This is a genomic window from Niameybacter massiliensis (assembly GCF_001282685.1).
GTDB classification, from domain to species: domain Bacteria; phylum Bacillota; class Clostridia; order Lachnospirales; family Cellulosilyticaceae; genus Holtiella; species Holtiella tumoricola.
The window spans coordinates 2,739,914-2,765,229 of record NZ_LN875035.1 but is presented as its reverse complement, the minus strand read 5'-3'; the positions used below and the strand labels follow the sequence as shown (position 1 = coordinate 2,765,229).

At 34.2% G+C, this 25,316-nt stretch carries 28 protein-coding genes; 22 read left to right on the top strand and 6 right to left on the bottom strand.

Features of this window, described 5'->3' with window-relative positions; genetic code table 11:
• Positions 1–2: 2 nt before the first annotated feature.
• The 3 genes from BN2390_RS18650 to BN2390_RS18640 all read right to left on the bottom strand — a co-directional run bounded on the left by BN2390_RS18650 (position 3) and on the right by BN2390_RS18640 (position 1,815).
• Positions 3–638, bottom strand: coding sequence for an SGNH/GDSL hydrolase family protein (locus tag BN2390_RS18650; protein WP_053985803.1), 636 nt, complete (start codon positions 636–638; stop codon positions 3–5).
• A gap of 283 nt (positions 639–921) precedes the next feature.
• Positions 922–1,182 (bottom strand): hypothetical protein, encoded by a 261-nt coding sequence (locus BN2390_RS18645; RefSeq protein WP_053985802.1) that lies wholly within the window; start codon positions 1,180–1,182, stop codon positions 922–924.
• 27 nt (positions 1,183–1,209) lie between these two features.
• Complete coding sequence (locus BN2390_RS18640) at positions 1,210–1,815, bottom strand: hypothetical protein (protein WP_053985801.1); 606 nt, start codon at positions 1,813–1,815, stop codon at positions 1,210–1,212.
• A gap of 177 nt (positions 1,816–1,992) precedes the next feature.
• On the opposite strand from BN2390_RS18640, the gene BN2390_RS18635 reads away from it, so the two are divergent.
• Positions 1,993–3,408: a glycosyl hydrolase family 18 protein gene (locus BN2390_RS18635; RefSeq protein WP_053985800.1), complete on the top strand. Its 1,416-nt coding sequence runs from the start codon at positions 1,993–1,995 to the stop codon at positions 3,406–3,408.
• A 69-nt stretch (positions 3,409–3,477) separates the two neighbouring features.
• The gene (locus BN2390_RS18630) at positions 3,478–3,858 is read left to right on the top strand and encodes a hypothetical protein (protein WP_053985799.1); all 381 of its coding nucleotides are present in this window, start codon (positions 3,478–3,480) and stop codon (positions 3,856–3,858) included.
• A 24-nt stretch (positions 3,859–3,882) separates the two neighbouring features.
• Here the strand turns inward: BN2390_RS18630 and BN2390_RS18625 are convergent, their stop codons facing one another.
• Together BN2390_RS18625 and BN2390_RS21825 are read right to left on the bottom strand one after the other, a co-directional pair.
• The gene (locus tag BN2390_RS18625) at positions 3,883–4,149 is read right to left on the bottom strand and encodes a hypothetical protein (protein ID WP_053985798.1); all 267 of its coding nucleotides are present in this window, start codon (positions 4,147–4,149) and stop codon (positions 3,883–3,885) included.
• Between the two features lie 89 nt (positions 4,150–4,238).
• Positions 4,239–4,439: a hypothetical protein gene (locus BN2390_RS21825; protein WP_154668857.1), complete on the bottom strand. Its 201-nt coding sequence runs from the start codon at positions 4,437–4,439 to the stop codon at positions 4,239–4,241.
• Positions 4,440–4,947: 508 nt separating this feature from the next.
• Between BN2390_RS21825 and BN2390_RS18620 the strand changes: the two genes are divergently transcribed.
• From BN2390_RS18620 to BN2390_RS18595, 6 genes are all read left to right on the top strand, one after another.
• On the top strand, positions 4,948–6,315 hold the full coding sequence (locus BN2390_RS18620) for a beta/alpha barrel domain-containing protein (protein WP_053985797.1): 1,368 nt from the start codon (positions 4,948–4,950) through the stop codon (positions 6,313–6,315).
• Between the two features lie 124 nt (positions 6,316–6,439).
• A complete protein-coding gene (locus BN2390_RS18615) occupies positions 6,440–8,365 on the top strand; it encodes an aconitate hydratase (RefSeq protein WP_053985796.1) in 1,926 nt (641 codons plus the stop codon).
• A 55-nt stretch (positions 8,366–8,420) separates the two neighbouring features.
• On the top strand, positions 8,421–9,557 hold the full coding sequence (locus BN2390_RS18610) for an isocitrate/isopropylmalate family dehydrogenase (protein ID WP_053985795.1): 1,137 nt from the start codon (positions 8,421–8,423) through the stop codon (positions 9,555–9,557).
• 174 nt (positions 9,558–9,731) lie between these two features.
• Positions 9,732–9,977, top strand: a complete 246-nt coding sequence (locus BN2390_RS18605) for a hypothetical protein (RefSeq protein WP_053985794.1) — start codon at positions 9,732–9,734, stop codon at positions 9,975–9,977.
• A 99-nt stretch (positions 9,978–10,076) separates the two neighbouring features.
• Complete coding sequence (locus BN2390_RS18600; RefSeq protein WP_053985793.1) at positions 10,077–11,345, top strand: zinc ribbon domain-containing protein; 1,269 nt, start codon at positions 10,077–10,079, stop codon at positions 11,343–11,345.
• Between the two features lie 97 nt (positions 11,346–11,442).
• Positions 11,443–12,105: a GntR family transcriptional regulator gene (locus BN2390_RS18595; protein ID WP_053985792.1), complete on the top strand. Its 663-nt coding sequence runs from the start codon at positions 11,443–11,445 to the stop codon at positions 12,103–12,105.
• Between the two features lie 39 nt (positions 12,106–12,144).
• Here the strand turns inward: BN2390_RS18595 and BN2390_RS18590 are convergent, their stop codons facing one another.
• Positions 12,145–14,091: an ABC-F family ATP-binding cassette domain-containing protein gene (locus tag BN2390_RS18590; RefSeq protein WP_053985791.1), complete on the bottom strand. Its 1,947-nt coding sequence runs from the start codon at positions 14,089–14,091 to the stop codon at positions 12,145–12,147.
• 141 nt (positions 14,092–14,232) lie between these two features.
• Here BN2390_RS18590 and BN2390_RS18585 point away from each other — a divergent pair, with 141 nt between their 5' ends.
• From BN2390_RS18585 to BN2390_RS18520, 14 genes are all read left to right on the top strand, one after another.
• Positions 14,233–14,871, top strand: a complete 639-nt coding sequence (locus BN2390_RS18585; protein ID WP_082238863.1) for a redox-sensing transcriptional repressor Rex — start codon at positions 14,233–14,235, stop codon at positions 14,869–14,871.
• A gap of 415 nt (positions 14,872–15,286) precedes the next feature.
• Positions 15,287–16,075: an FAD binding domain-containing protein gene (locus tag BN2390_RS18580; RefSeq protein ID WP_053985790.1), complete on the top strand. Its 789-nt coding sequence runs from the start codon at positions 15,287–15,289 to the stop codon at positions 16,073–16,075.
• A 14-nt stretch (positions 16,076–16,089) separates the two neighbouring features.
• Entirely contained in the window at positions 16,090–16,545 is a 456-nt protein-coding gene (locus tag BN2390_RS18575) for a (2Fe-2S)-binding protein (protein WP_053985789.1), read from the top strand.
• A 2-nt stretch (positions 16,546–16,547) separates the two neighbouring features.
• Positions 16,548–18,827, top strand: coding sequence for a xanthine dehydrogenase family protein molybdopterin-binding subunit (locus BN2390_RS18570; RefSeq protein ID WP_053985788.1), 2,280 nt, complete (start codon positions 16,548–16,550; stop codon positions 18,825–18,827).
• Between the two features lie 160 nt (positions 18,828–18,987).
• Positions 18,988–19,245: a hypothetical protein gene (locus BN2390_RS18565; protein ID WP_053985787.1), complete on the top strand. Its 258-nt coding sequence runs from the start codon at positions 18,988–18,990 to the stop codon at positions 19,243–19,245.
• A 39-nt stretch (positions 19,246–19,284) separates the two neighbouring features.
• Positions 19,285–19,566 carry a hypothetical protein gene (locus BN2390_RS18560; protein ID WP_053985786.1) on the top strand — a complete coding sequence of 94 codons (282 nt, stop codon included), beginning with the start codon at positions 19,285–19,287 and terminating at the stop codon, positions 19,564–19,566.
• A 163-nt stretch (positions 19,567–19,729) separates the two neighbouring features.
• Positions 19,730–20,407, top strand: a complete 678-nt coding sequence (locus tag BN2390_RS18555) for a hypothetical protein (protein WP_053985785.1) — start codon at positions 19,730–19,732, stop codon at positions 20,405–20,407.
• Between the two features lie 2 nt (positions 20,408–20,409).
• The gene (acpS, locus tag BN2390_RS18550) at positions 20,410–20,790 is read left to right on the top strand and encodes a holo-ACP synthase (protein WP_053985784.1); all 381 of its coding nucleotides are present in this window, start codon (positions 20,410–20,412) and stop codon (positions 20,788–20,790) included.
• Between the two features lies 1 nt (position 20,791).
• The gene (locus tag BN2390_RS18545; protein ID WP_053985783.1) at positions 20,792–22,330 is read left to right on the top strand and encodes a bifunctional ADP-dependent NAD(P)H-hydrate dehydratase/NAD(P)H-hydrate epimerase; all 1,539 of its coding nucleotides are present in this window, start codon (positions 20,792–20,794) and stop codon (positions 22,328–22,330) included.
• 125 nt (positions 22,331–22,455) lie between these two features.
• The gene (locus BN2390_RS18540; protein ID WP_053985782.1) at positions 22,456–23,034 is read left to right on the top strand and encodes a LolA family protein; all 579 of its coding nucleotides are present in this window, start codon (positions 22,456–22,458) and stop codon (positions 23,032–23,034) included.
• 21 nt (positions 23,035–23,055) lie between these two features.
• Positions 23,056–24,183: an alanine racemase gene (gene alr, locus BN2390_RS18535; RefSeq protein WP_053985781.1), complete on the top strand. Its 1,128-nt coding sequence runs from the start codon at positions 23,056–23,058 to the stop codon at positions 24,181–24,183.
• Positions 24,184–24,227: 44 nt separating this feature from the next.
• On the top strand, positions 24,228–24,416 hold the full coding sequence (locus tag BN2390_RS18530; RefSeq protein WP_053985780.1) for a hypothetical protein: 189 nt from the start codon (positions 24,228–24,230) through the stop codon (positions 24,414–24,416).
• Between the two features lies 1 nt (position 24,417).
• Complete coding sequence (locus BN2390_RS18525) at positions 24,418–24,765, top strand: type II toxin-antitoxin system PemK/MazF family toxin (protein ID WP_053985779.1); 348 nt, start codon at positions 24,418–24,420, stop codon at positions 24,763–24,765.
• A gap of 71 nt (positions 24,766–24,836) precedes the next feature.
• The gene (locus BN2390_RS18520; RefSeq protein WP_053985778.1) at positions 24,837–25,301 is read left to right on the top strand and encodes a zinc ribbon domain-containing protein; all 465 of its coding nucleotides are present in this window, start codon (positions 24,837–24,839) and stop codon (positions 25,299–25,301) included.
• The last annotated feature ends 15 nt before the right edge of the window (positions 25,302–25,316 follow it).

The window sequence follows — 25,316 nt, the reverse complement described above, 5'->3', positions numbered from 1 at the left end:
GCTTACATATTTTTGAGAATAATAGGAGCAAGTGCCTTGGCGAAGTGAGCATGGCTTTCTTTATCAAAATGCATAAAGTCTATAGGATTGGCAGTCACGACCTCGTTAGCGTTGAAGAAATAACATCCATGACGTTTGGCACAAATTCGCATAAGCTCAGGCAGTTGTTGTGATTTCCTTACACAATCTTTTCCCATTTCACCAGCTACAGGAGAAGCATAGACTTCATCTAAAATAATAATAGGTGCGACTATAAGTATTTTTATATCTGACTTCCAAACAGGCATACTTTTAGCTTTTTGAATGAGACGGTCAATACCATCAGCAATATTTTGAGGGCTGGCTGAAAAACGTTCTTTACAGTCATTAGTGCCCAGCATAATAACTAATCCATCAATAGGGCAGTGAGACATTAAAGTTGTATGTAGATGCCATTTTCCGTTTAGACCTTCGTTGAGAGGATCATCGAATACGGTTGTTCTTCCGCTTACCCCTTCTTCTATAATCATATATTCATTGCCAAGCAATTGCTGAAGGACTTGAGTCCAACGTATATCATCTTCAAAGCGATCATTGGTCTCAGCATCATAGCCCCAAGTATTAGAATCTCCATAGCAAACTATTCTTTTCTTATTCAATAAAACCACCTCCTATAGAAATAATTATGAGAATAGTATAACATAATATAGAAAATATAAAAATAATTTTCTGATGCTTTTATATAGCTGATAAAAATGAAAAATATATTCAGAGAAACAGAAAAAACATCCCACGATAAAAGATATCGTGGGATGTTTTTCTTACGATGTATACACCTTAATAGAGGTGTATTACTAGAAAAGGAGGACTGATATTGGAAAGTTATATAACCTATCTAGTATTATTATATGCTTTAACGTGCCCAAACATGTTAAAGAACATTTACATATTATTTTGCATCATCCTTATAAAGGCATCAAATTGAGTACGTTTTGATGGTGGAAGAGAATTACGCAATTCAACCATAAGTGCTTGTTGCCTTTCGGGTGTCATTTGAACATTATAGCGTTGTGCTTCATTAGAAATAGTCATCATAGCAGGGAGCAATTGTGAAGGGTCCTTTATAGAACGTAAAGTACGTTCTAGGGTAATTAAAAAGTTTTTATTTATACCTGCAAAAGCAGGATGATCAACAAATGCCATAAATAATACCTCCTTATATTTAAATAATTAAGAATTACTTGGTTTCATAAAAACAGAAAGCAAATTGAGTAATTGTTTTTGCTTATCATCTAACAAAGGTGCAAATGCATTAATCATATCAGCAGGGTTAGGACCGGATGATGTGTTATGTTGAGGCTCTGGATCTGTTCCTGTATTTGATGAAGGCATACTATTAAAGAAGTTTGCAAAGTTAAAAGGTGAAGATGCTGAGTCGGATGTTGGTTCAGGATCTATAGAGGAGACAATATCTGCAGTCGATGTATCAGCTTGTTGATTAGAACGACTCATAATATTTTTAACCTCACTTAATTTCATGAGAGCATCTATAATATATGTTTTATCTGAATCCAAGCTATTACGTATATCTGTAAGCAATCTATTTTCCCAGTTTTCGCCACGCATCATAGAAGGTTCGGGTTCAACGGGGATAGTATCACTATTATAAAGCTGAACAACAGAAATAAATTCTAAGAGTTTGAGGGAAATAGCCAAATTTTTTTGCATTCCTCTATCTAAATAGGGTAGAACACTTTTACATACACGCATAAATTCTGTATTCACTTGGTCATCTAATTGATTACCACTGCGATAAGGTACTGGTGATGTGGTCATAGTGGCCCCTCCTTATTAATTATCTATATAATGTATGTGAGAGGAGACTTGGCATAGAACAAAAAGTCAGAAAATAATGCCATTAAAAGTGGTAATTATTGTATACTAATATATAATAGAAATCAGAAAAAGGAATAGTGATAGTTAATAAAATGAGAAAAGGGGATGTAAAAGTCAATGAAGAGTATAAGGAATGCATTGATGAGTATTATGCTTATAAGCTGTTTAGTGATACCTAATCTAATGTATGCATCTACTAGCCAAGGGTACATGACAACTGGTGAGTTTGTAAAGTTATTAGAATCATTGGATACCTATAGACGTTTAGAGGATGTAAGTAATATAGAAGCAGTACTTACTAGAAAAGATGCAGCAAACATATTGGTGAAGTTAATGGGATATGAAGGTATAGCAAAAGATTATGAAAATAGTAGTGAGTTTAAAGATGTAACCCAATATAAGGGCAATATTGCTCTTGTTAAGGAATTAGGAATTATGAGTGGAGTGAGTGAAACAACTTTTAATCCTACAGGGAAAGTTTCTAAAGAACAGGCAGATACTATTTATGAACGTCTAATGACTAAATTAAGTATACCTACTAAATGGAATCATGCATTTTATGCGATTTCATCCAGTAACCAGATGGATTTAATACCTGAGTATGATGCGATTAGTTTTGGATGGTCTCAGGTAGTATATGATGATACTAACCAAAATTTTAATTTGGAAAGTACTAATGGAAATAATGATTTTAAGATACCAGCAGGATTTTCTATACCATTGGATTTAGTAAAAGAAAATGGAGGAGAAGCCTATCTTATGGTTTTCTTTGAAGACCACAATCAATTGACTCAAAAGTTGTTAAATGACTCTGGAAAAAGTGAGTATCTAATTAGTCAAATAGTGGGATTATGTAACCAGGTTTCAAAAGATGGTGTTACAAGAAGTTTTGATGGTGTAACAATTGACTTTGAAAACTTTATAAGTAGTGATTTGAAAGAAGCATATATAAATTTTTTAGACAAGTTAAATCTAGAATTAAAAAAGAATAATAAAAAGTTAAATGTAGCATTACAACCTAATACCTATTTTAAGGGATATGATTATAAAGGAATAGGCCAAATAGCAGATAAAATAATTCTTATGGCTCACGATTATGCACCTACAAAATTATCAGTATTTGAGCAAGAACTAGGAGTTGTGATGACACCAATTACTCCTATTAATGAAATTTATAAAGTACTTAATGAGATTACTCATCCAGTAACAGGAACTGAAAATAGGGATAAGATTGTACTTCAAATTTCTTATGGAAGTGTACAATGGCAAGTAAAAGATAATAAGATAATAAATGCAAAACCTTATACACCAAGCTATGATAAAATTTATGGCAGGCTTAATATGGAGGGCACGAAAGGAATATATAACGAACAATATCAAAATGCATATGCAACCTATGAACAAGAAGGTATTAAAAATGTTATATGGTATGAGAATAATAAAAGTGTTAAGGCAAAAATAGATTTAGCAAAATTATTTGGAGTTAATAATGTATCTTATTGGCGCTTAGGAACTATACCTCAGTATGAATAGAGAAAAGGTCATTTTTACATAATAGGTGGAATATAATAATAACGAACCTATAGAGAAAGTAGGTAAGTTATGGATCAGTTTATGCGCATTAATTTAGAAAGAGATATTAATGAGATTACCAAACTTATCAAAGGTTATATGACCAAAACTTATATAGATGAATTAACAAGGGAAGTAAGCAGATGTGAAGATTTATGTAATAATAATCGTTCTAAAGAAGTACAACTTTTAGAAGCATTGACACCTTTTTTACCTGTAGAAAAAAGAGGATTATTTGAAGAAGTAGGTAAGATGTTAAGATATGAACAGGTGGCAGATATGATATTGCCTAAAATAGCGATTCCACATCAGCATGATGGCATGCGACAAGATAGCAATGAACAGTTTATGCAAGAAATTATTATTAAAGTACTTTTGTTTAAGATTATGAATACAATTGAAAAACGCTAGAACATTCAATGTTCTAGCGTTTTTTTATTTGCTGAAGGATGTGTTGGAAAAGAAAAAGAAAGCAAGAATAATAAGAATAAGCATGTTGGATGATTTGCCGTCACATCCTCCAAATAGGTCTTTGCCGTTTAAAAAGACAAGTGCTATAAGGATAAGCCATATCCATTCATTATTGCCACAACCGAATCTAAATAGTGAAGTCTGTGCCTGAGATGTATTTTCAGTAGTGGAGTTGTAGAAGCAGTTTGTTGAGTCTTCCGCTTGAGAATGAGTGTTGATAAAGTCTGACATAGGAAATACCTCCTGAAATACTTATCTACAACTATTTTATTATAGGATATGGCAAAAAATAACTAATTAATCAATGGGCTAAGATAGGATTAGCATAAACCGCCATTGTTAAAGCAGCAGAAGAAAAGAACAGCGATGATAATCCACCAGTAGTTTCCAAATCCGCATTCGTTCTTGCAGCCACAGCCACAACTATTTCCACTAAATAAATTCTCAATTAATTCACATCCATCTAAGCAGCAGAAGAAGAAGAAAGCGATAATGATCCAGATCCAAGTATTGTTACACATATATAGTTACCACCTTTCATGAATTTCACAAAGTTAATGTTTGGAGTTATTTACAATTAAATTTAAGTTTTAAGTTTAGAGTCAAACTTAAGCTATAAAGCCTAAGTTTGAAGTTTGAAGTTTTGATTGTTACTTCAATATTATCTTATGAGATTAGGGAAAAAATGTTACTCGTTTTTTCCATTTTTATCTAATAAAAAAATTAAAAGTAAAAAAAGGAGGATAGTGTCTGTAGAAAAGGAGGAATGAAGTTGTCTTTTAGAATTTGCAGTGTTTAAGAAATTTGGATCAATATCTTTATGATTTTCTTGGTCTGGAGTAAAAAGATGCATAAATTCACTTCCTTTTAATGAAATGTTTTGTACTATAATATGAGCTTATATAATTTTATATACAAAAATGAAAATTATATATTGACATCTAAATTACTATTGTATACAATTATACCAATAATAATTTTCAGAAATTTAATGTATACAATACATGTTAATTCAAAAGGGGGATTAGAATGTTTGAAATAGATAAGAAATCGAATTTGTTGGAATTACCAGAATACCGCTATCAGCTTAAAGAAGTTGATGCACCAGTTATGTTTAGAGAATTTTATCCATATGAAGAAATTCCTAAGATTGCCTTCAATAATGTGCATGTTCCAATTAACATGCCATCAGATATCTGGATTACGGATACAACTTTTAGAGATGGCCAACAGTCTAGAGCCCCTTATACAACAGAGCAAATAGTTAAGATTTATAAGATGTTGAATAGATTAGGTGGACCTAAAGGGATTATCAGACAAACGGAATTTTTCCTTTATAGTGAGCAAGATAGGCGTGCTGCATTAGAATGTATGGAGCTAGGATATGAGTTCCCTGAGATTACATCATGGATTCGTGCTTCAAAGAAAGATTTCCAACTTGTAAAGGATATGGGGATTAAAGAAACGGGTATTTTAGTAAGTTGCTCGGATTATCATATTTTCCATAAACTTCATATGAAACGTAGCGAAGCAATTGAACATTATTTAGGTGTAGTGAAGGAGTGTATTGAAGCTGGTGTTAAACCTCGTTGCCACTTTGAGGATATAACGAGAGCAGATATTTTCCATTTTGTTATTCCGTTTGCACGCGAGCTTATGAAATTAATGGAAGAAACTGGTGTACCAGTGAAAATTCGTGCTTGTGATACTATGGGCTATGGCGTATGCTACCCAGGTTCTATGATTCCAAGAAGTGTGCATGGCATTATTTATAACTTGCACAAAGATGCAGGTGTACCTCATGAACTTCTTGAATGGCATGGACATAATGACTTTTATCGTGCAGTAGCAAACTCAACAGTAGCATGGTTATACGGAGCAAGTAGTGTTAACTGTTCTTTATTTGGAATAGGAGAGCGCACAGGAAATACACCATTAGAAGCAATGGTTATAGAGTATGCACAGTTAAAAGGTACATTAGATGGAATGGACCCTACAGTTATAACAGAACTTGCGGAATACTATGAGAGAGAACTCGGTGAAGTTATTCCACCAAGAACACCATTTGTAGGTAAGAACTTTAATGTAACGCGTGCAGGAATCCATGCAGATGGACTTCTTAAAAATGAAGAAATCTATAATATTTTTGATACAGATAAATTATTGAATCGTCCAGCACGTGTTGCTATTAGTAACACATCAGGGCTAGCAGGTATCGCTCATTGGATTAATAGTAACCCAAGTCTTTATGATTTAAATGAGTTAGATAAAAATGATCCACTGTGTCTATATTTGAAGCAATGGGTAGATGAAGAATATGAAAATGGACGTGTAACTTTAATTACAGATGAAGAGTTAGAACAATTAATCGAAGAATATATGAGTAAAAAACAATAGAACTATAGGAAATGGATAAAAAAATAATGTACTAATGAAAACAGGGTTGTACAAATATACTCTAGATTAAATTTTTATAATTATATATAATATTTTATATAGATTAGAATATAGGAGGGGAAGCATGGGATTTACATTAACTGAGAAAGTATTAAAAGCTCATCTTGTAGAAGGTGAAATGGTAAAAGGGCAAGAAATAGGAATTCGTATAGATCAAACATTAACACAAGATTCAACAGGAACAATGGCTTATTTACAATTTGAAGCAATGGGTATTGATCAAGCTAAGACAAAACGTTCTGTAGCATACATTGATCACAATATGCTTCAACAAGGGTTCGAAAATGCAGATGACCATAAATACATTCAAACAGTTACACATAAACATGGAATTTATTTTTCTAAGCCTGGAAATGGAATTTGCCATCAAGTACATGTAGAACGTTTTGGTGTGCCAGGGCAAACTCTATTAGGTTCTGATAGCCATACACCAACAGGTGGTGGAATAGGAATGATAGCTATAGGAGCTGGGGGACTAGATGTAGCAGTTGCTATGGGAGGCGGTACTTATTATATTACGATGCCTAAAGTAGTAAATGTTGAGCTTATAGGTAAGCTTAAATCTGGCGTATCAGCTAAAGATATCATTTTAGAAGTACTTCGTAACTTAAGTGTTAAAGGTGGTGTTGGCAAGGTTATTGAGTACACAGGAGAAGGGGTTAAATCTTTATCTGTTCCAGAACGTGCAACCATTACCAATATGGGAGCAGAATTAGGTGCTACAACTTCTATTTTTCCAAGTGATGAAGTGACACATGCCTTTTTAAAAGCTCAATCTAGAGAAGCAGATTTCACACCATTAACTGCAGATCAAGATGCTGTATATGATGAAAAACTTACTATTAATTTAGATGAGTTAGAACCATTAGTAGCCCTTCCTCATAGTCCTGATAATGTAAAAACAGTTAGTGAAGCAGCCGGTGTTAAAGTAGACCAAGTAGCTATTGGAAGTTGTACAAACGGATCTTATTTAGATTTAATGAAAGTAGCTAAGATTCTTAAAGGTAAAACAGTTCATAAAGATGTAAGTTTGGTTATTGCACCAGGTTCTAAACAAGTTTTAACTATGCTTGCAGCTAATGGTGCACTTGCAGATTTAGTAGCTGCTGGTGCACGTATATTAGAATCAGGGTGTGGGCCTTGTATCGGTATGGGGCAAGCTCCAGCAACTGATGCCATTTCACTTCGTACTTTCAATCGTAACTTTAAGGGTCGTTGTGGTACCACTTCAGCAGGGGTATACCTCGTAAGTCCAGAAACTGCAGCAGTAAGTGCTTTAACAGGTGTTCTTACTTCACCACTTACTATAGAAGATATAGACTTAACTATCGAAATGCCAGAAACGTTTGTTGCAAATGATAATATGGTTATCCCTCCAAGTACTTCACCAAATGAAGTGGAAGTTGTAAGAGGACCAAATATTAAACCATTCCCTCTTAATAAGGTACTTGAGACATGTAGTGGAAAAGTACTTATTAAAGTAGAAGATAATATTACGACTGACCATATTATGCCTTCTAATGCAAGCTTACTGCCATTCCGTTCGAATGTACCATATCTTGCAAAATTCTGTTTAACACCATGTGATGAAAGTTTCCCAGAACGTGCAGTAGAAAATGGTGGAGGAATTATTGTAGGTGGGGACAATTATGGTCAAGGTTCTTCCCGTGAGCATGCTGCACTTGCACCACTCCAACTTGGTATTCGTGCTGTTCTTACAAAGAGCTTTGCACGTATTCATAAAGCAAATTTAATTAATTCAGGTATTTTACCACTTGTGTTTGTAAATCCAGAAGACTATGACACTATTGATGTGATGGATGAATTAGATATTTTAGATGTTAAAGCAAAAGTAGAGACAGAAGACTATTTAACAGTGAGAAATACAACGAAGGGTCTAGATTATAATGTGAAATTAGAAATATCTGATCGTGAAAGACAAATGCTCCTTTTAGGTGGGAAAATCAACATGATTAAAGAAGCACAATAAGAAAGTAGATCAAATGAAATAAGACAAAGAGTGATATTAAGGGAGGACATAAAGAATGGAAAAATTACAGGTAGCAAGTGAACATTTTGCAAAAATCGTTGAAGAGCAATTAGCACGCGTAGAACGTATGAAACAAGATCCAGGACCTGTGGACTATGAAACCATGGATAAAATTATTATCGGATGTTGTGGTGGAGATGGAATTGGGCCTGCTATTACAGCAGAAGCAGAACGCGTACTTAAAGCTGTTTTAAAAGATGAAGTAGAAAGTGGAAAAATTGAGTTTAGAACCATTGAAGGTTTGACCATTGAAAATCGTATTGCTGTAAATAAAGCAATTCCAGATGATGTATTAGAAGAACTTAAAGCTTGTGATATCATTCTTAAGGGACCAACAACTACACCATCAAAAGGTGATGGACCTAATATTGAAAGTGCCAATGTAGCAATGCGCCGTGAATTAGACTTATTTGCAAATGTACGTCCTGTAAGTGTCCCAGAACTTGGTATTGATTGGACTTTCTACCGCGAGAATACAGAAGGTGAATATGTACTTGGTAGTCGTGGTATACATATTGATGAGGATGTAGCTTTTGATTTTAGAGTAATCACAACACAAGGGGTTAAACGTATTGCAAGAGCAGCTTTTGAATTTGCACGTAAAAATGGAAAAAAACGTGTTGCAATTATTACAAAAGCAAATATTCTCAAGAAAACGGATGGTAAGTTCTTAGAACTTTGCTATGAAGTAGCTCGTGAATATCCAGAGATTGAGGCTGATGACTGGTTTGTAGATATTATTTCAGCTAACTTAATCAATGAAAAAGTAAGAAGTGGTTTTGAAGTATTTGTACTTCCAAACTTATATGGTGATATCATTACTGATGAAGCGGCTCAAATTCAAGGTGGAGTAGGAACAGCAGGTAGTGCCAATGTTGGGAATCGTTATGCAATGTTTGAAGCTATCCATGGTAGTGCACCACGTATGGTAGAAACAGGGCGCGCGCAGTATGCTAATCCAGCAAGTATGATCAAAGCAGCAGAACTTCTTCTTCGTCATATTGGTTATAAAGATAAAGCTGATTGCGTCATTAGGGCGCTGAATATTGCCAATGAAACAGTAAAATTGACAGGCCGTAGTGATGGTGCTACAGGTGCTGAATTTGCAGATTGTGTAATTAATAATCTATAAGATATAAGGTTTTAATAGAGTACAAGAGAGGCTGTTGCACCAGGTGTAACAGCCTTGTTTAATATCTAAAGCATTAAAAAAGAATATATTTCATATATTTAAATAAAAAGTCAAAGGGCTAAGTGAAATTACATTTTATCTATAAAAGGTGAAGTAATTGAAGGGGGGAGTAAGATGAAGAGAAAATGGGATTTTGTTAAAACGCCAGGGGAATGGATCGGAATAACATGTATAGGTATGAGCTTGATCTCAGTTCTTATGATGTATATACAACAATGTAATTACTGGAATGATGTGGTTGAATTATTTTGTTTAGGTGGAGGCTTGCTCCTTACATATAAGGAAGGAATATGGGCAAAGGTATTAGCTGGAACCTTTTATTTTATATTTATTGTATTTATTATAGGAGAATTTATTTAATAAAAGATAAAAAAATTTTATATAGAGGGAGGCATAAATTGGACAACCATCTTCATATATTTTATTAGTACAAAAGTATAATAAAATGGGGGGAAACCAATGAAGGTGGGAAAAAGGGTTATTATAGGAGTTGGTATTGCGGTATGTCTTATAGTGATTACATCATGTTGCTTATGGAGTAGCTATAAAGGTCAGCCCAAGTATATTTTGAATAAATATTTAGAAGCTATTAATAATAGAGATTACAGTACTGCAGTGTCATATATGTATAAAGATGAAAAGCTTTTAAGCTTTACTGAAGAAGCGTTATCTAATTTTATACAAAATTATTTTGAGGAAAAAGAATTTATAAAAGTAAAGGCGACATCTAGTAAGATAGGTGACCAAAGTAAAGATGCTAAAAAGAAATTTTATGAGGTTAAATATAATTTCGCAACGAAAAGTATTACTAATACACTAAGCCTTATACAGATAGAAAATAAGTGGCAGGTTGTTTTTCCGTTTCGTATAGAAGATATTCATATTTATACACCATTAGGTTCAAGTGTATGGTTTGACGATCAGCAAGTAACAGATAAAGAGGATAATAAATATGTGGTTAAGAATGTATTACCTGGGAATTATGTGGTACGTGTTGTCTTTCCTAATGAAATGTGTGGAGATTATGTAACGACTATTAATGTTCCTACAGAAACAGAAGTAATTGTACCTTATCAAACTGTAGAAGTAAGCGTAGAGTGTATGAGTGGTACAGTTGTAGAGCTAGGAGGAGAGCAACAAGTTAATAAAGATGGGGTTGTGTTATTTGAGAATGTATTAGAAGGGACATATCCTTTAAAGATTTATGATACATATGGTAATATTGAAACATATGAAGAGCCTATTAGTGTTTCACAAGAGAATAGAAGTTTCAATGTTGAAAAGTTTACACTTTCTACTTTAGGGAATGAAAGGCTTAAAAAGAGTGTTGATAATTTTTATAGTGCCTATATTGATGGAATTAAAAATCATGAAAGTAATTTTATCAATGATTTTGCTGTAGCAGAAATTAGTGCACATTTAATAGAAGAATTTGAAGCATGGTTTGTGGATGGAAAGAATTTAAAAGATGCTAGGATGGAAGTAGAAATTGAACAAATTAATATGAACAGTGAAGGTGTAGTAGAAGTAGAAACTCTTGAAGTTGTAAAAATGACTAATAAAGAAGCAGATGCAGGCGGAAAGATTTATGAAAGAGAATATCAAGTTACTTTAAAGTGGATTATGGAGCTTATTCGTGAGGGTGAAAGTTATAAATTGAAGGATAGAACCATAGCAGAAAGCCTTGTTTCTTATAAGGATAAAGATGGAAGATGGGTTGCTTATTAAAAATAGAAAAAACCATTGCACTTTTCTTAGAATTTGTTAGAATAAGGTTTGTATACATAGATACGCGTACCAAAAGGTGCGGGTAAGGAGGACAAAAGTGAGTTACAGTACAGCTGGAACAGACAAAGCTTCTTTAAGGGGAAGAGTATTTAATGCAATTAGAGAAGCTATTTTAGATGGGAGCTATAAGCCAGGGGATGTTTTACGTGAAAGTACAATAGCCAATGAACTAGGGGTAAGTAGAACACCTGTAAGAGAAGCGATTAGACAGCTAGAACTTGAAGGATTAGTACAATCTATTCCAAATAAAGAGACCGTTGTAGCAGGGATTACAGATGAAGATGTTGAAGATATTTATCTTATTAGATCAAGGTTAGAGGGGTTAGCAGCACGAAAAGCTGCAACAAAAATTACAGAAGAAGATTTAAAACAAATGGAAGAGATTCTAGCACTTACAGCTTTTTATGTTGAGAAGAATGAGTTTAATCAATTAAAAGAGTTAGATCATAAGTTCCATGATATTATTTATAATGCAACGCGTAGTAAGACGCTTAACCATATTTTATCGGATTTTCATCATTATGTACAAAAAGCAAGGAAGGCTTCTATTTCTACACCAGGTAGAGCTAAAGAGTCTTGGAAAGAGCATGAAGCTATCTATTTAGCACTTAAAGAACGAGATGGTGAAAAAGCGGAAAAACTTGTTGGACAACATATTAAAAACGTTGAATACAATATGCATATTAATACAAATGAATAATAAAAGGGCCTTGCAATGTCATGCAATGGCCCTTTTTGTTTAGTTTAAACTTTCCAGTTCTTCTGAAGTAGACTCCCAGTTAGCATAAAGCTCTGTAATATATATTTCAACTTCGGATTTTTTGTTCATGACTTCACGAGATTTATCAGGGTTAGTATAGACTTCTTCTAGACAAAGTTGCTCATCTAATTCTAGAACGAGAGTTTCTTGAACTTCAATTTGACTTTCAATATCTTTAAGTGTTGTTTGAAGTTTTTTTATTCGATTTTGTAATTCCTTTTGTTTTTGCCAATCTTCTTTGGTAGAAGCTGTTGGAGAAGTAGTTATAGATTGATAAGATAAATTTGTGCCAGTAGGGGTGTTTGTACTTACTGAATGAGAAGTAGAAAGTTCTTTTTTCTTTTCCATAAAGTAATCGTAGTCACCTAAATACATAGCCATATTATCTTTTGACATATCTAAAACTTTAGTAGCTGTTTGATTGATGAAGTAACGGTCGTGTGAAACATAAAGGATTGTACCTTCATATTGATTCAGTGCATTTTCAAGAACTTCTTTGGACATCATATCAAGGTGATTAGTTGGCTCATCAAGGATGAGGAAGTTAGCTTTTGAAAGCATGATCTTAGCAAGTGCAACACGGCCTTTTTCACCACCGCTAAGGGCATGAATAGGTTTAAAAACATCTTCACCTGTAAATAGGAAAGATGCCAACATATTACGGATTTCAGTATTTGTAAGATCAGGAAACTCATTTTGAATTTCTTCTATAATACTAGCATGTTGATTTAGGGTAGCATGTTCTTGATCATAGTAACCAATGTATACATTGGTGCCAAGTGTAACTGTTCCAGTTGTAATATCGCTTGTACCCATAATCATACGGAAAAGAGTGGTTTTACCAATTCCATTAGGACCTACAATAGCAACCTTCTCACCGCGTTTGATATTAAAGTTAATATGGCTAAAGAGTGCCCCATCTTCAAATGACTTAGATAATTCTTTAACAGTGAGGACATCGTTTCCACTAGTAATACGTGGTGTAAGTACTAGATTCATAGGCTTGTCATCTATCGTAGGTAGGTCCATAACTTCTATTTTATCTAAAAGTTTTTCACGGCTTCTTGCACGTTTGATAGATTTTTCTCGATTAAATTGACGAAGTTTAGCGATAACAGCACGTTGTTTGGCAATTTCTTGTTGCTGTTTTTCATATTGATGCATAGCTGCTTCATAGACTTTTTCACTTTCAATGATAAAGTTACTATAATTGCCATTATAGACCATAGCACGACCAAATTCTAAGTGAACGACTTTCGTTACAACACGATCAAGGAAGTAACGGTCATGAGAGATTACAAGAACTGCACCTTTGTAACTTCTTAAATAATTTTCTAACCATTCTGTAGCTGCGATATCAAGATGGTTAGTTGGTTCGTCAAGAAGGAGAAGACTAGGCTCTTCTAAAAGAAGCTTAGCAAGGGCAACACGTGTTTTTTGGCCACCAGATAAAGTGATAATGGGTTGATTATAAATTTCTTCTTTAAGGCCTAATCCTTTTAGAACGCCTTTTACAAGACTTTTATATTCATAGCCCTTTTTATCTTCAAAAGTTATACGGAGTGCATCATACGTATGGGTTAAGTCCATAGAATGGGTACGAGAAATTTCTTCTTCCATTTGATGAAGCTTAGCTTCTAATGCAATGACCTCATCAAATACATGAAGTAATTCCTCATATACCGTATGAGTAGAATTAAACTGCATATTTTGTTCTAAGTAACCAATAGTGGATCCTTTTGCAAAAAATAGATCACCTTCATCAGGGTGAAGTTCCCCAGTTAAAATTCGGAATAAAGTTGTTTTGCCGGCCCCGTTATTTCCAACTAGGGCAACTTTTTCTGTATCTTCTATATGAAATGAAACATCTTTTAACACAAGTTCTTCGTTAAAAGACTTACGAATACCATGACAATTAGCAATCATAAGTGAACCTCCTCATTATTGTAGTTTCATATTAACAGAAAAACGACAAAAATAAAAGCTATGAATGAACTATGTAGATTGACAAAAAAAAAACTAAAATGCTATACTATAGAATAAGAGTAAAAAGAAGGAGGTAAAGATGTGACTGAAGAGAGAAAGATTTCAATGGCAGTAATTAGAAGATTGCCAAGGTACTATAGGTATTTAGGAGAATTGCTTGACAACGGCGTAACTAAAATATCTTCTAGAGAACTAAGTGAAAAAATGAAAGTTACAGCTTCTCAAATTAGGCAGGATCTTAACAACTTCGGCGGTTTCGGACAACAAGGATATGGATATAATGTTGAATATTTACACAAAGAGATCGGAAAAATATTAGGACTTGAAAATACACATAGTATGATTATTGTAGGGGTAGGGAATTTAGGACAGGCTCTTGCAAATTATACAAGCTTTGAAAAGCGTGGTTTTAATTTAATCGGATTATTTGATGTCAATCCAAGACTTGTAGGTATGAGTATTCGTGGAATAGAAGTTCTGGATATAGACAAAATGGAAGAGTTCGTTAAGGAACATAAAGTAGATATTGCTATTTTGACAATGCCTAAGACTAAAGTTAAAGAAACAGCCGAAAATCTGGCTAAATGGGGTGTAAGAGGTTTATGGAACTTCTCACCGGTAGATTTATTTGTACCAGACGGCGTACAAGTAGAAAATGTACATTTATCACATTCATTAATGACATTAGCTTATAGAATTAATGAATGTGAAGGTGAATAAAATCAATAACTTCCAAACTATATGGAAAGTCGTAAACTTAAAATGTTCGTCTATCATACGTTGAAAAATAACAGAGATAGATGGACATTTTTTTTGTACATTTATCTTAGAAAAAAGATAAGAATGATGGCAGAATGTAATAAAAGAATTCCGAACATTTTTTTTTGAAAAATAAGTGGTTCTGTATAAAACAAAGAAAAAATAGAACTATAAAGTCGAAAGAAATGAAAAATGTTCGAAATTGTATTGACTTACGTAAGTTTACATTCTAATATAATAATTAGAGAAATTATTATAGGATTTTAAAAAAATAATTAAGAAAATAGATAGAGGGAAGCTAGAAAACTGTAGTTTTTCTCTTTTTTAGCGCCTAAAATATTTTAAAAATAGATTTAATATAAAAGGAGAGTCTTGCGTGATTACCATTAACCAGTATTTATTAGCAACTAGTTTAGAAGAAGCGTACGAAACGCTTGTAGCCAACAAGAAAAATGTTATTTTAGGGGGCATGCTATGGCTTAAAATGGGTAAACAAGCTGTACATACTGCTATTGATTTATCTAAACTTGGACTTGACCAAATTACAGAAACAGATGAATACATTGAAATCGGATGTATGACAAGCCTAAGACAGGTAGAAACAAGTAGGCTTTTACAAGAGTATTTTAATGGTATTGTAGCAAATTGTGTTAAGGACATTGTAGGAACACAATTTAGAAATGTTGCAACTATAGGTGGAAGTGTATTTGGAAGATTTGGTTTTTCAGATGTATTAACAGCACTGCTTGCTTTAGATACTTATGTGGAACTTTACAAAGGTGGTGTTATGCCTTTAGAAGACTTTGTAAATGCAAAGAGAAATAAAGATATACTTGTAAAAGTTATGATCCGAAAAAGTGATAGTAAAGCAAGCTATCATACTCAGCGCAATAGTGCAACAGATTTCCCAGTACTTGCAGTAGCTGTAAGTCAGGCTGATGAAGGGGTAAAAATTTCGGTAGGGGCAAGACCTCATAAAGCAAAACGTGCCTATGAAGCAGAAGCTTTATTACAAGGTGGTTTAACAGAATCTACAATTGATGTGGCTGCACAAAAGGTTGCAGAGGAGTTAGATTTTGGGACTAACTTACGAGCAGGTGAAGCTTATCGCAAACAGTTAGCACAAGCATTAGTTAAAAGAGCTATAGACGAGATTAGAGCATAAGTGAGGAGAGCATCATGAAAATAAAAGTATGGATTAATAGTAAAGTACATGAAAGAGAAATTGAAAGTGATTTACTCCTTATTGATTTCTTGCGTAGTGAAGGTTATTACAGTGTAAAACGTGGTTGTGATACAGCTAATTGTGGCTTATGTACAGTGTGGTTAGATGAAGTGCCTGTTTTATCTTGCTCAACATTAGCAGCACGTGCAAATGGAAGAAAGGTGACAACATTAGAAGGGCTTGAAGAAGAAGTTAATGCATTTGCAGAATTTATGGCTAATGAGGGTGCAGAACAATGTGGTTACTGTAGCCCAGGCTTTATTATGAACGTATTAGCAATGAAAAAAGAATTAGTTAATCCAACAGTAGATGAGATTAAACATTATTTAGCAGGAAACTTATGCCGTTGTACAGGTTATATGGGGCAAATGCGTGCTGTTGAGAAATTCTTGCATTCAGAGGAGGCATAAATATGAAGGTAGTCAATCAAAAGGTTGTAAAAGTAGATGCAATGGCTTTATTAACAGGTAAGCCTGTTTATACAGAAGATTTAATGCCAAAGGAATGTTTAGTTGTAAAAATATTAAGAAGCCCTCATGCCTATGCAAAAATTAAAAGTATTAATAAGCAAATCGCTTTAAAAGTGCCAGGAATTGAAGCTATTTATACATATGAAGATGTACCTCAAACAAGATTTACTTTAGCAGGGCAAACATATCCAGAGCCTAGTCCATATGATCGTCTTATTTTAGATGAATATGTAAGATATGTAGGAGATCCTGTAGCGATTATTGCTGGAACAAGTGAAAAAGCAGTAGATAAAGCACTTCGTATTATTAAAGTAGAATATGAAAAAATGGAACCTGTATTAGATATGGAAAAGTCTATTGATCATAGCTCAGTAATCCATCCAGAAGATAACTATTCTTTAAACTTTGATATAGGTAATGAAGTTAAACGTAATATTTGTTCTTCAGGACATTTTGAACATGGAGATATTGAAGCTGCATGGTCAGAAAGTGATGTTATCGTAGAAGAAACTTATCATACAAAAGCCAATGCTCAAGCAATGATGGAACCTTTTAAAACATATACTTACTTAGATCACCAAAACAGATTAACAGTTGTAAGTAGTACACAAATTCCATTCCATTTAAGACATATTTTATCACGTGCATTAGAAATGCCAAAATCTAAAGTACGTATTATTAAGCCTCGTATTGGAGGTGGATTTGGTGCAAAGCAAACTGCTGCAAGTGAAATGTTTGCTGCATTTGTAACAATGAAAACAGGTAAGCCAGCAGGAATTGTTTTCACAAGAGAAGAGTGTTTTAGAGCATCTAATAGCCGCCATGAAATGAAAATTAAAGTTAAAATAGGTAGTGATAAAGAAGGAAATATTAAAGGGATTCAAATCTATACTCTTTCTAATGCAGGGGCATATGGTGAGCATGCATCTACAACTATTGGGCTTGTAGCGCATAAAACAATGCCACTTTATAATAAAGCAAAGGCATATCTTTTTGATTATGATGTTGTTTATACCAATACAATGGGCGGTGGTGCCTTTAGAGGATATGGGGCTACTCAAGGAACTTTTGCAGTTGAAAGTACAGTCAACCAATTAGCAGAAAAGCTGGGAATGGATCCAGTAGAGCTTCGTCTTAAAAATATTGGTGAGGTTGGAGAAATCATGCCAGCTTACTATGGTGAAGAACTTAAAAGCACGAAACTTAAAGAATGTCTTGAAAAAGGACGCGAGTTAATTGGATGGGAAGAAAAATATCCAAGTAAAGAAGTTAGTAAGGATAAAGTGCGTTCAGTAGGTGTAGCGATGACTATGCAAGGATCAGCACTTGCAAATCTAGATGTATCAGCAGTAGAAATGCGACTTAATGATGATGGTTTCTACACACTTATGATAGGTGCAACAGATATGGGAACTGGTTGTGATACAATCCTTGCTCAGATTGCAGCAGAAGTTTTAGATTGTAATGTGGAACGTATTATAGTACCAGGCGTTGATACAGACTATTCACCATTTGATCCAGGTTCTTATGCATCTCGTACAACTTATTTAACGGGTATGTCGGTTATAAAAGCAAGTGAAATGCTAAGAGATAAAATGCTTGTAGCAGCGGCTACGTTTTTACAAGTATCAAAAGATGATATTACATTTGATGGTTACTTATTTGAGACAATAGATGGTGATAAAGTACTGACTTTAGACCAACTGGGTGCACAGCAAGTAGTAGGTGGGGAGTGTGATTATATATCTGTTACAACTGCTCATACAAGTCAAAGTTCACCACCACCATTTATGGCAGGTTTTGTGGAACTTGAATTAGATAAGCAAACAGGAAAGATAGAGTTAATTGATTATGTGGGTGTTGTAGACTGTGGAACAGTTATTAATAAAAATCTAGCAAGAATACAGGCTGAAGGTGGTATTGCACAAGGTATTGGTATGGCTATGTATGAAGATGTGAGGTACAATGCACAAGGTAAGATGATGAACAATAACTTTATGCAATATAAAATTCCAACACGTCTTGATGTAGGAAATATTCGTGTAGACTTTGAAAGCAGCTATGAACCAACAGGTCCATTTGGAGCAAAATCAATAGGAGAGGTTGTAATCAATACACCATCTCCAGCTATAGCACATGCTGTATATAATGCTTCAAATGTTTATGTTACATCACTTCCAATTACACCAGAAAAGGTTTTAATGGGTATGCTAAATCAATAGATTAAAGGGAAAGCAGTGGGAATTACTCCACTGCTTTTTTTATGTGGAAAAGTACAACTACTGATAATGAAAAAGAATGATATTTCTGGACTAATATGTCACACTTTGTCTTTTTATACATATGATATAAATGTAAATAAGCTTTAGGAGGGATTTTAATATGGCATGTTGTAATTGTGGATGTGGATGTAATGGTGGGCAAAGGAGAAATTGTAGAACATTAGCAAATGAAGTTTATGATCTTATTGAAGATATTCAAGGACTTATGGATGAGTTAGAAGATGCTTGGGATGCATTAGAAGATGAAGGTTGTATTAAAGGTGTAGCCGATACAACTACTCCAGGCTGCGGCTGTGGATGTGGATGTGGCTGTAATAGACCACAACCAAGAAATACAAATTGTGGCTGGAATAACTAATAATAAATAGTAGAATAAAAAATTAGGAGGGGTTTTAGTATGGCATGTTGTAATCGTGGATGTGGATGTAATTGTGGGAATAGTTGTGGATGTAACTGTGGTCAGAGGAAGGGTTGTAAATGTTTAGCTAACGATGTTTATAATCTTATTCAAGAAATTCAAGATTTAGCTGAAGATTTACAAGATGCTTGGGATGCGTTAGAAGATGAAGGTTGTATTAAGGGTGTAGCCGATACAACTACTCCAGGTTGCGGCTGTGGCTGTGGCTGTGGATGTAATAGACCACAACCAAGAAATACAGGCTGGGGATGTAATAACTAATTATTATTTGAATAGTAAATAACTATAGAAGGGTCCTTTTCATAGAAGTTAGTAGACTATGAAAAGGGCCTAAATTTATTTAATTGGATAAAATAAGCTATTAGGTAGCGTTTATGATGACGATATAGTAAATAGGATATAGGATAAAGCAGGAGGAAAAATTATGTTCTTTAATTTTAAGAAGAAAATGCCAAATCAAAAGGCTCACGATATAGAGATAAATGTTTCACGCCAAGTGATTAATGAAAGAGAAAAAATAGTAAAAAGTATAATGGAGCAAAAGAAATTACCTATACTTGTTATAGATAAGAGTTGGTATAATGTCAAAGAACTTATTATAAATGAAGTGATTGAACAAAAAGAAAAGGAACTTGTTGATTATTTAAAAGAACAAGGTAGCTTAAATAATGCTCTAAAAGAAAACCATGCAGTAAAACAAAATTTATTAAAAAAAGTATTAGAAGTAAGTGAAGCTATTAATAGTAAGGGAGATAGTAAAAGGGAAGCAGAGCTAGATACTTTACATCAAGCTATTACTAAAATAAATAATGATGTAGAGAGTCAAGAAACGAGGCTTGAAGAGGTTCAAGGTTTGATAGAGTCAACGAATAGAGACTTGACAGAAGAAGCAGTAGCGTTAAGCTATACTTATATGGAAAGTTATAAAGAAACAAGTAGCCAGCTACAAGAGGAAATAGATATTCTGCGAGCAAAGTTATTAGAAAAGGCAACTGAAAAGAAACAATACGATCAAAAGATAACAACCCTTTACCATTACTTACATAATATAGTAGGCTATAAGCATATTGATAAATTGGATAAGAAATTAGGTGATTCATAAAAGTGATTATAGGAATAGGGAATGACATAGTAGAGGTTAAACGTATTAAGCGAGCGACTGAACGTACAGAGTCATTTGTAGATAAGCTTTTAACGGCAGAGGAAAAAGAGCGTGTCATAAAAGTTGATAAGATAAAGTTTGAATCTATTGCAGGTATTTTTGCAGCTAAAGAAGCTGTAAGTAAAGCACTTGGAACAGGATTTGTAGCTTTTGAGTTGAGAGATATTGAAGTGAGAAAAGATGAAAATGGTAAACCTTGGGTGAAGTTATATGGAGGAGCATTAGAACTATGTAATCAACTTGGAGCCACACATATACACCTTACTATTTCTCATACTAAGGAGTACGCTACGGCGGTTGCTATTTTAGAAAAGGGGAACTAAGATGAAGCTTGGAACAAAAAGAGAAATGAATCAGTTAGATGAGATGGCCATTTCAAATTATTTAATACCAAGTGTATTGTTAATGGAGCAAGCTGCAAGTAGATTATATGAGTATATAAGCCAAGAACATAGTGGAAAGGAAATACTTATCCTTTGTGGTCCGGGGAATAATGGAGGAGATGGTTTAGCACTTGCAAGGCAACTTGTTTGCTTGGGTAAAGAAAATGTAACGATTGGGTTTGTTGCAGATTCAGAGAAGCTCTCAAGAGATGGTAAGTGTTATCAGGCAATTTGTGAAAAGTTGTGTATTCCATCTATAAGTTTACTAGATGAACAAGATAAATTGTATACAGTTATTGAAAGTTCAGATGTTATTGTAGATGGCATATTTGGAACGGGTTTAACAAGAGTTGTAGAGGGTGCAACCAAAGCGTTATTTGTGAGAGTCAATCAATCAAAAGCCTTTAAAGTGAGTATAGATATACCTTCAGGTATCCAATGTGATACAGGAGTAATATTAGGAGAAGCGATTAAAGCTGATTGTACGATTACTTTTCAACTAGGTAAGGTAGGACAATTTGTCTATCCGGGCTTAGAATATTGTGGTGAACTTAGAGTTGTAGATATTGGTATTCCACAAGCACTAGTAGAAGAAATGGCATGTAGTCATTATGTTATTGAAGAACAGTTAGCTTCTAAGCTACTTCCAAGGAGACCTATCAGAAGTAATAAAGGGACCTATGGTAAGGTTCTTGTAATTGGTGGGCAAATAGGAATGAGTGGTGCCATCTGTATGACAAGCCTGAGTGCTATGAGGGTAGGGGCAGGACTAGTTACAATGGCTGTACCTAAATCACTTACCCAGATAGTAGAGCAGAAGGTAACAGAGGCTATGACATTACCGCTTCCTGAACAAGATGGACATTTAAGTAGTCAAGCGGCAGATGTACTCAAAGAGATCATAGCTAGGTATAGTGTAATTGCAATAGGGCCTGGACTTGGGCGGGATATAAGTGCACAAAGAATAATGGAAGTCGTACTGGCTAGTGATAGGCCTACTGTTGTAGATGCAGATGGGTTATATGCTTTAAAGCCTTATTTAGAACAAATGAAGCTACGTAAGACCCCTCTCATCTTAACACCTCATGTAGGAGAAATGAGTATGCTATGTGAAGTGAGTGTTGAAGAAATTTTGAAAGATCCAATGAAATATGCTAGGGATTTTAGTAAGCGATATGGTGTAATTACTGTATTAAAGTTGGAGAGGATGTTTATAGTAGATCCTGCAAGTGAAACGCTTTATATAACAGCTAAAGGGCATCAGGCAGTTGCTAAAGGTGGAGCTGGGGATGTTTTAACAGGATTTATTACAGGTATATTAGCTTGTAATAACCAACCTTTAGAAGCAGCCATTCTTGGAGCGTATTTACATGGAGATACTAGCTTACATGTAGTAGAGCATAAAGGTATATATAGTGTATTACCTACAGATTTACTTGATTATGTAGGAGATAGTTTTAAGAATTTAATGAGTTTGTAAAGTTTATCATATATTAACCTTCAGACGAGTATATTATTTATAGAGGAAATGAATGTGAGTGCACCAAAGAGTACGCTTGGATGTGATTAAACCCTTCCTTTTCATACTTGTTTAGGAGGTTTTTTATGTACAAATTAAAAAGAATTTTGGTAATTGGCTGTATTCTCTTGTTAGCAGGTGGTGTATGGGGATGCCAAAATCCAGCATTAGGTACAAAAAGTGTTCAAAGTATAGAGGATATGCTTAAGAACTTAAAAAATTATGAATCAGACCTATCAATAACGTTTACAAAAAACAAAGATGAGAGTAACATTAAGGTGAAGCAAGTTTATAATGAAGATGGTACTTATCAAACGACTATTTTAGAACCTGAAAGATTAAAAGGTTATTGTACGACCTATGATGGGAATACAATGTCAGAGTATCATCCTTCAACAGGGGAAACCATTCAAACAAAAGTTAGTCCTGTTTTAAATCAGCTTTTATTTGGAACCTTTGTTAAACAGTACAAAGAGAATCCAGCACAAGCTACGGATTCTACAATTACAATTCCAATACCAGGCAGATTTAGATATATGGCAAGCGAAAAAGTATGGTTTGATGAACAGACAAAATACCCAAAGAAAATGGAAATATACGATACAGAAGGCAACCTTACAATATCTATTGTATTTGAAAGTTTTGGGTATAATAGTATAAAGTAAGGTCTTAAAAGGAGGCTCAATATGTTATCTCTAAGACCACGCGTTGTAGCAGAAGTAAGTACAGAAGCTATTAGGCATAATTACCACGAAATCAGAAAAGTTATTCCTCACAATACTCAAATAATGAGTATTGTTAAAGCAGATGGCTATGGTCATGGTGCAATCGAAATTGCTAAGATTTTTCAAGATGAAGGCGCAGATTGTTTTGCAGTTGCCATTGCAAAAGAAGGGGAAGAACTAAGAGAGGCTGGTATAGAAAAACCTATTTTAGTATTAGGATACACACCTGCTGCAGATATTGAAGCATTAATTCAATATGACTTGACTCAAACTGTATTTTCTTATGAAATGGCAGAATTTATTTCAGAAGAAGCAGCTAAGTTTAATAAATCTGTTAATGTGCATATTAAAGTAGATACAGGGATGGGACGTATTGGCTTTTTAGCAGATCCGCAAAGTGTGGAAGAGATTAAACGCATTGCCACATTGCCAAACATTAATATGGAGGGGATTTTCACTCATTTTTCTACTGCAGATGAGAGTGATCCTTCTTATACAAAAGAACAGTGGAGCATTTTTACAGGTTTTCTAAATGAACTCCATGAAGCAGGTATAGAATTCCCTATTGTGCATGCAGCCAATAGTGCAGCAGTAATGGTACATAGCTATGCATATGTCAACATGGTAAGACCAGGGATTATTATGTATGGTTATTACCCGTCTGATTATTTATTTGGAAAGAAAATTAACTTACAACCAGCTATGACCTTAAAGACACAAGTTGTACATGTAAAGACTTTAGGGGAAGGGCATTATATTGGTTATGGTAGAAAGTTCTGTACACCTAGAGAGATGAAGGTTGCAACGATTCCTATTGGGTATGCAGATGGTTATTCTAGAAGACTTTCTAATAAAGGGCGGGTGCTCATAAGAGGTCAGTACGCTAATGTTCTTGGTAATATTTGCATGGATCAATTTATGGTAGATGTAACCCATATCGATGATATTAGTGTAGGGGACGAAGTTGTTGTATTTGGAAGCCAAGGAGATAAGACAGTATCTATCGAAGAATTAGCTAGATTAACAGATACAATTAACTATGAAATCATGTGTATGATAGGTAAAAGAGTCCCACGTATTTATGTATAATTTTAAAAAAGTTGGCAAAAGGTATGCATGAGGGAGTGATTTAAATGATTCATCCAAGTGAACATACAAAGGGAGAAACTTCCTTAAAGCACAATACAGAAAAAGTGGATTTAGATACCATGAGAAGAGGCTATCAAGAGATGGCAGCTTTAAATTTATCGTTATCAAAGTTATACTTTGAAGTAGAAAGAGAGGTCGAATCCTATTACGACCACGCCACGGAGTGTGAGTAGAATGCAGGTGAAACGTGGAGATATATTTTATGCAGATTTAAGTCCAGTTATAGGTTCTGAACAAGGTGGGGTAAGGCCAGTTTTAGTGATTCAAAATGACGTAGGCAATAAGTTTAGCCCAACTGTTATATGTGCAGCCATTACTTCCAATGTTCACAAAACTAAAATGCCAACCCATGTAGAAATTAATGCAACACAATATGAACTTGTACGTAATTCAGTCATATTGCTTGAACAAATTCGAACAATTGATAAAAGACGTCTCAAAGAGAAAATATGTCATTTAGAAGATGACTTTATGAGGCTTGTGGATAAAGCACTTAAGCAAAGTTTAGCACTAGATACATAATGCACAAGCGAGGCTGGTTCACTAGTCTCGCTTTTTGTGATACAATTAAGAAAATGGAGGCGATGTTGAATATGAAAGATATAATTGATAAGCTTAGTTCAAGTCTTAAAAATACTTGTAAAGAAGCATTAGACCAAACTCAAAAAACTGTAGATCAAGCGAAATATCGTAGTGACATTTTAACTCTGAAAAATGAACTAAAGAAACTTTATCAAAAACTAGGTGAAGTTTATTATAAAAACTATATGGAAGGGAAAGTGGAAGAAACACCAGATGCCCTTTGTAATCGTATTTCAAGTCTTACACAAGAGTTAGAAAAACTTGAAAAAGAGGTTGAGCAAACAGTTAATGTACAAAAAGATAGTTTTGATGCTTATAAAAGAGAAGTGCGTCAAACATGGAATGAAGACCAACCTACCTATGCCAGTGTAAAAAGAGATGAGAATGGTATTAAAATTCTTAAATTTTGTCCACATTGTAATATAGGTAATCCACCAGAAGCAGCATTTTGCATCCATTGTGGAGAGAAATTATAACAATTGAAGCAGGAG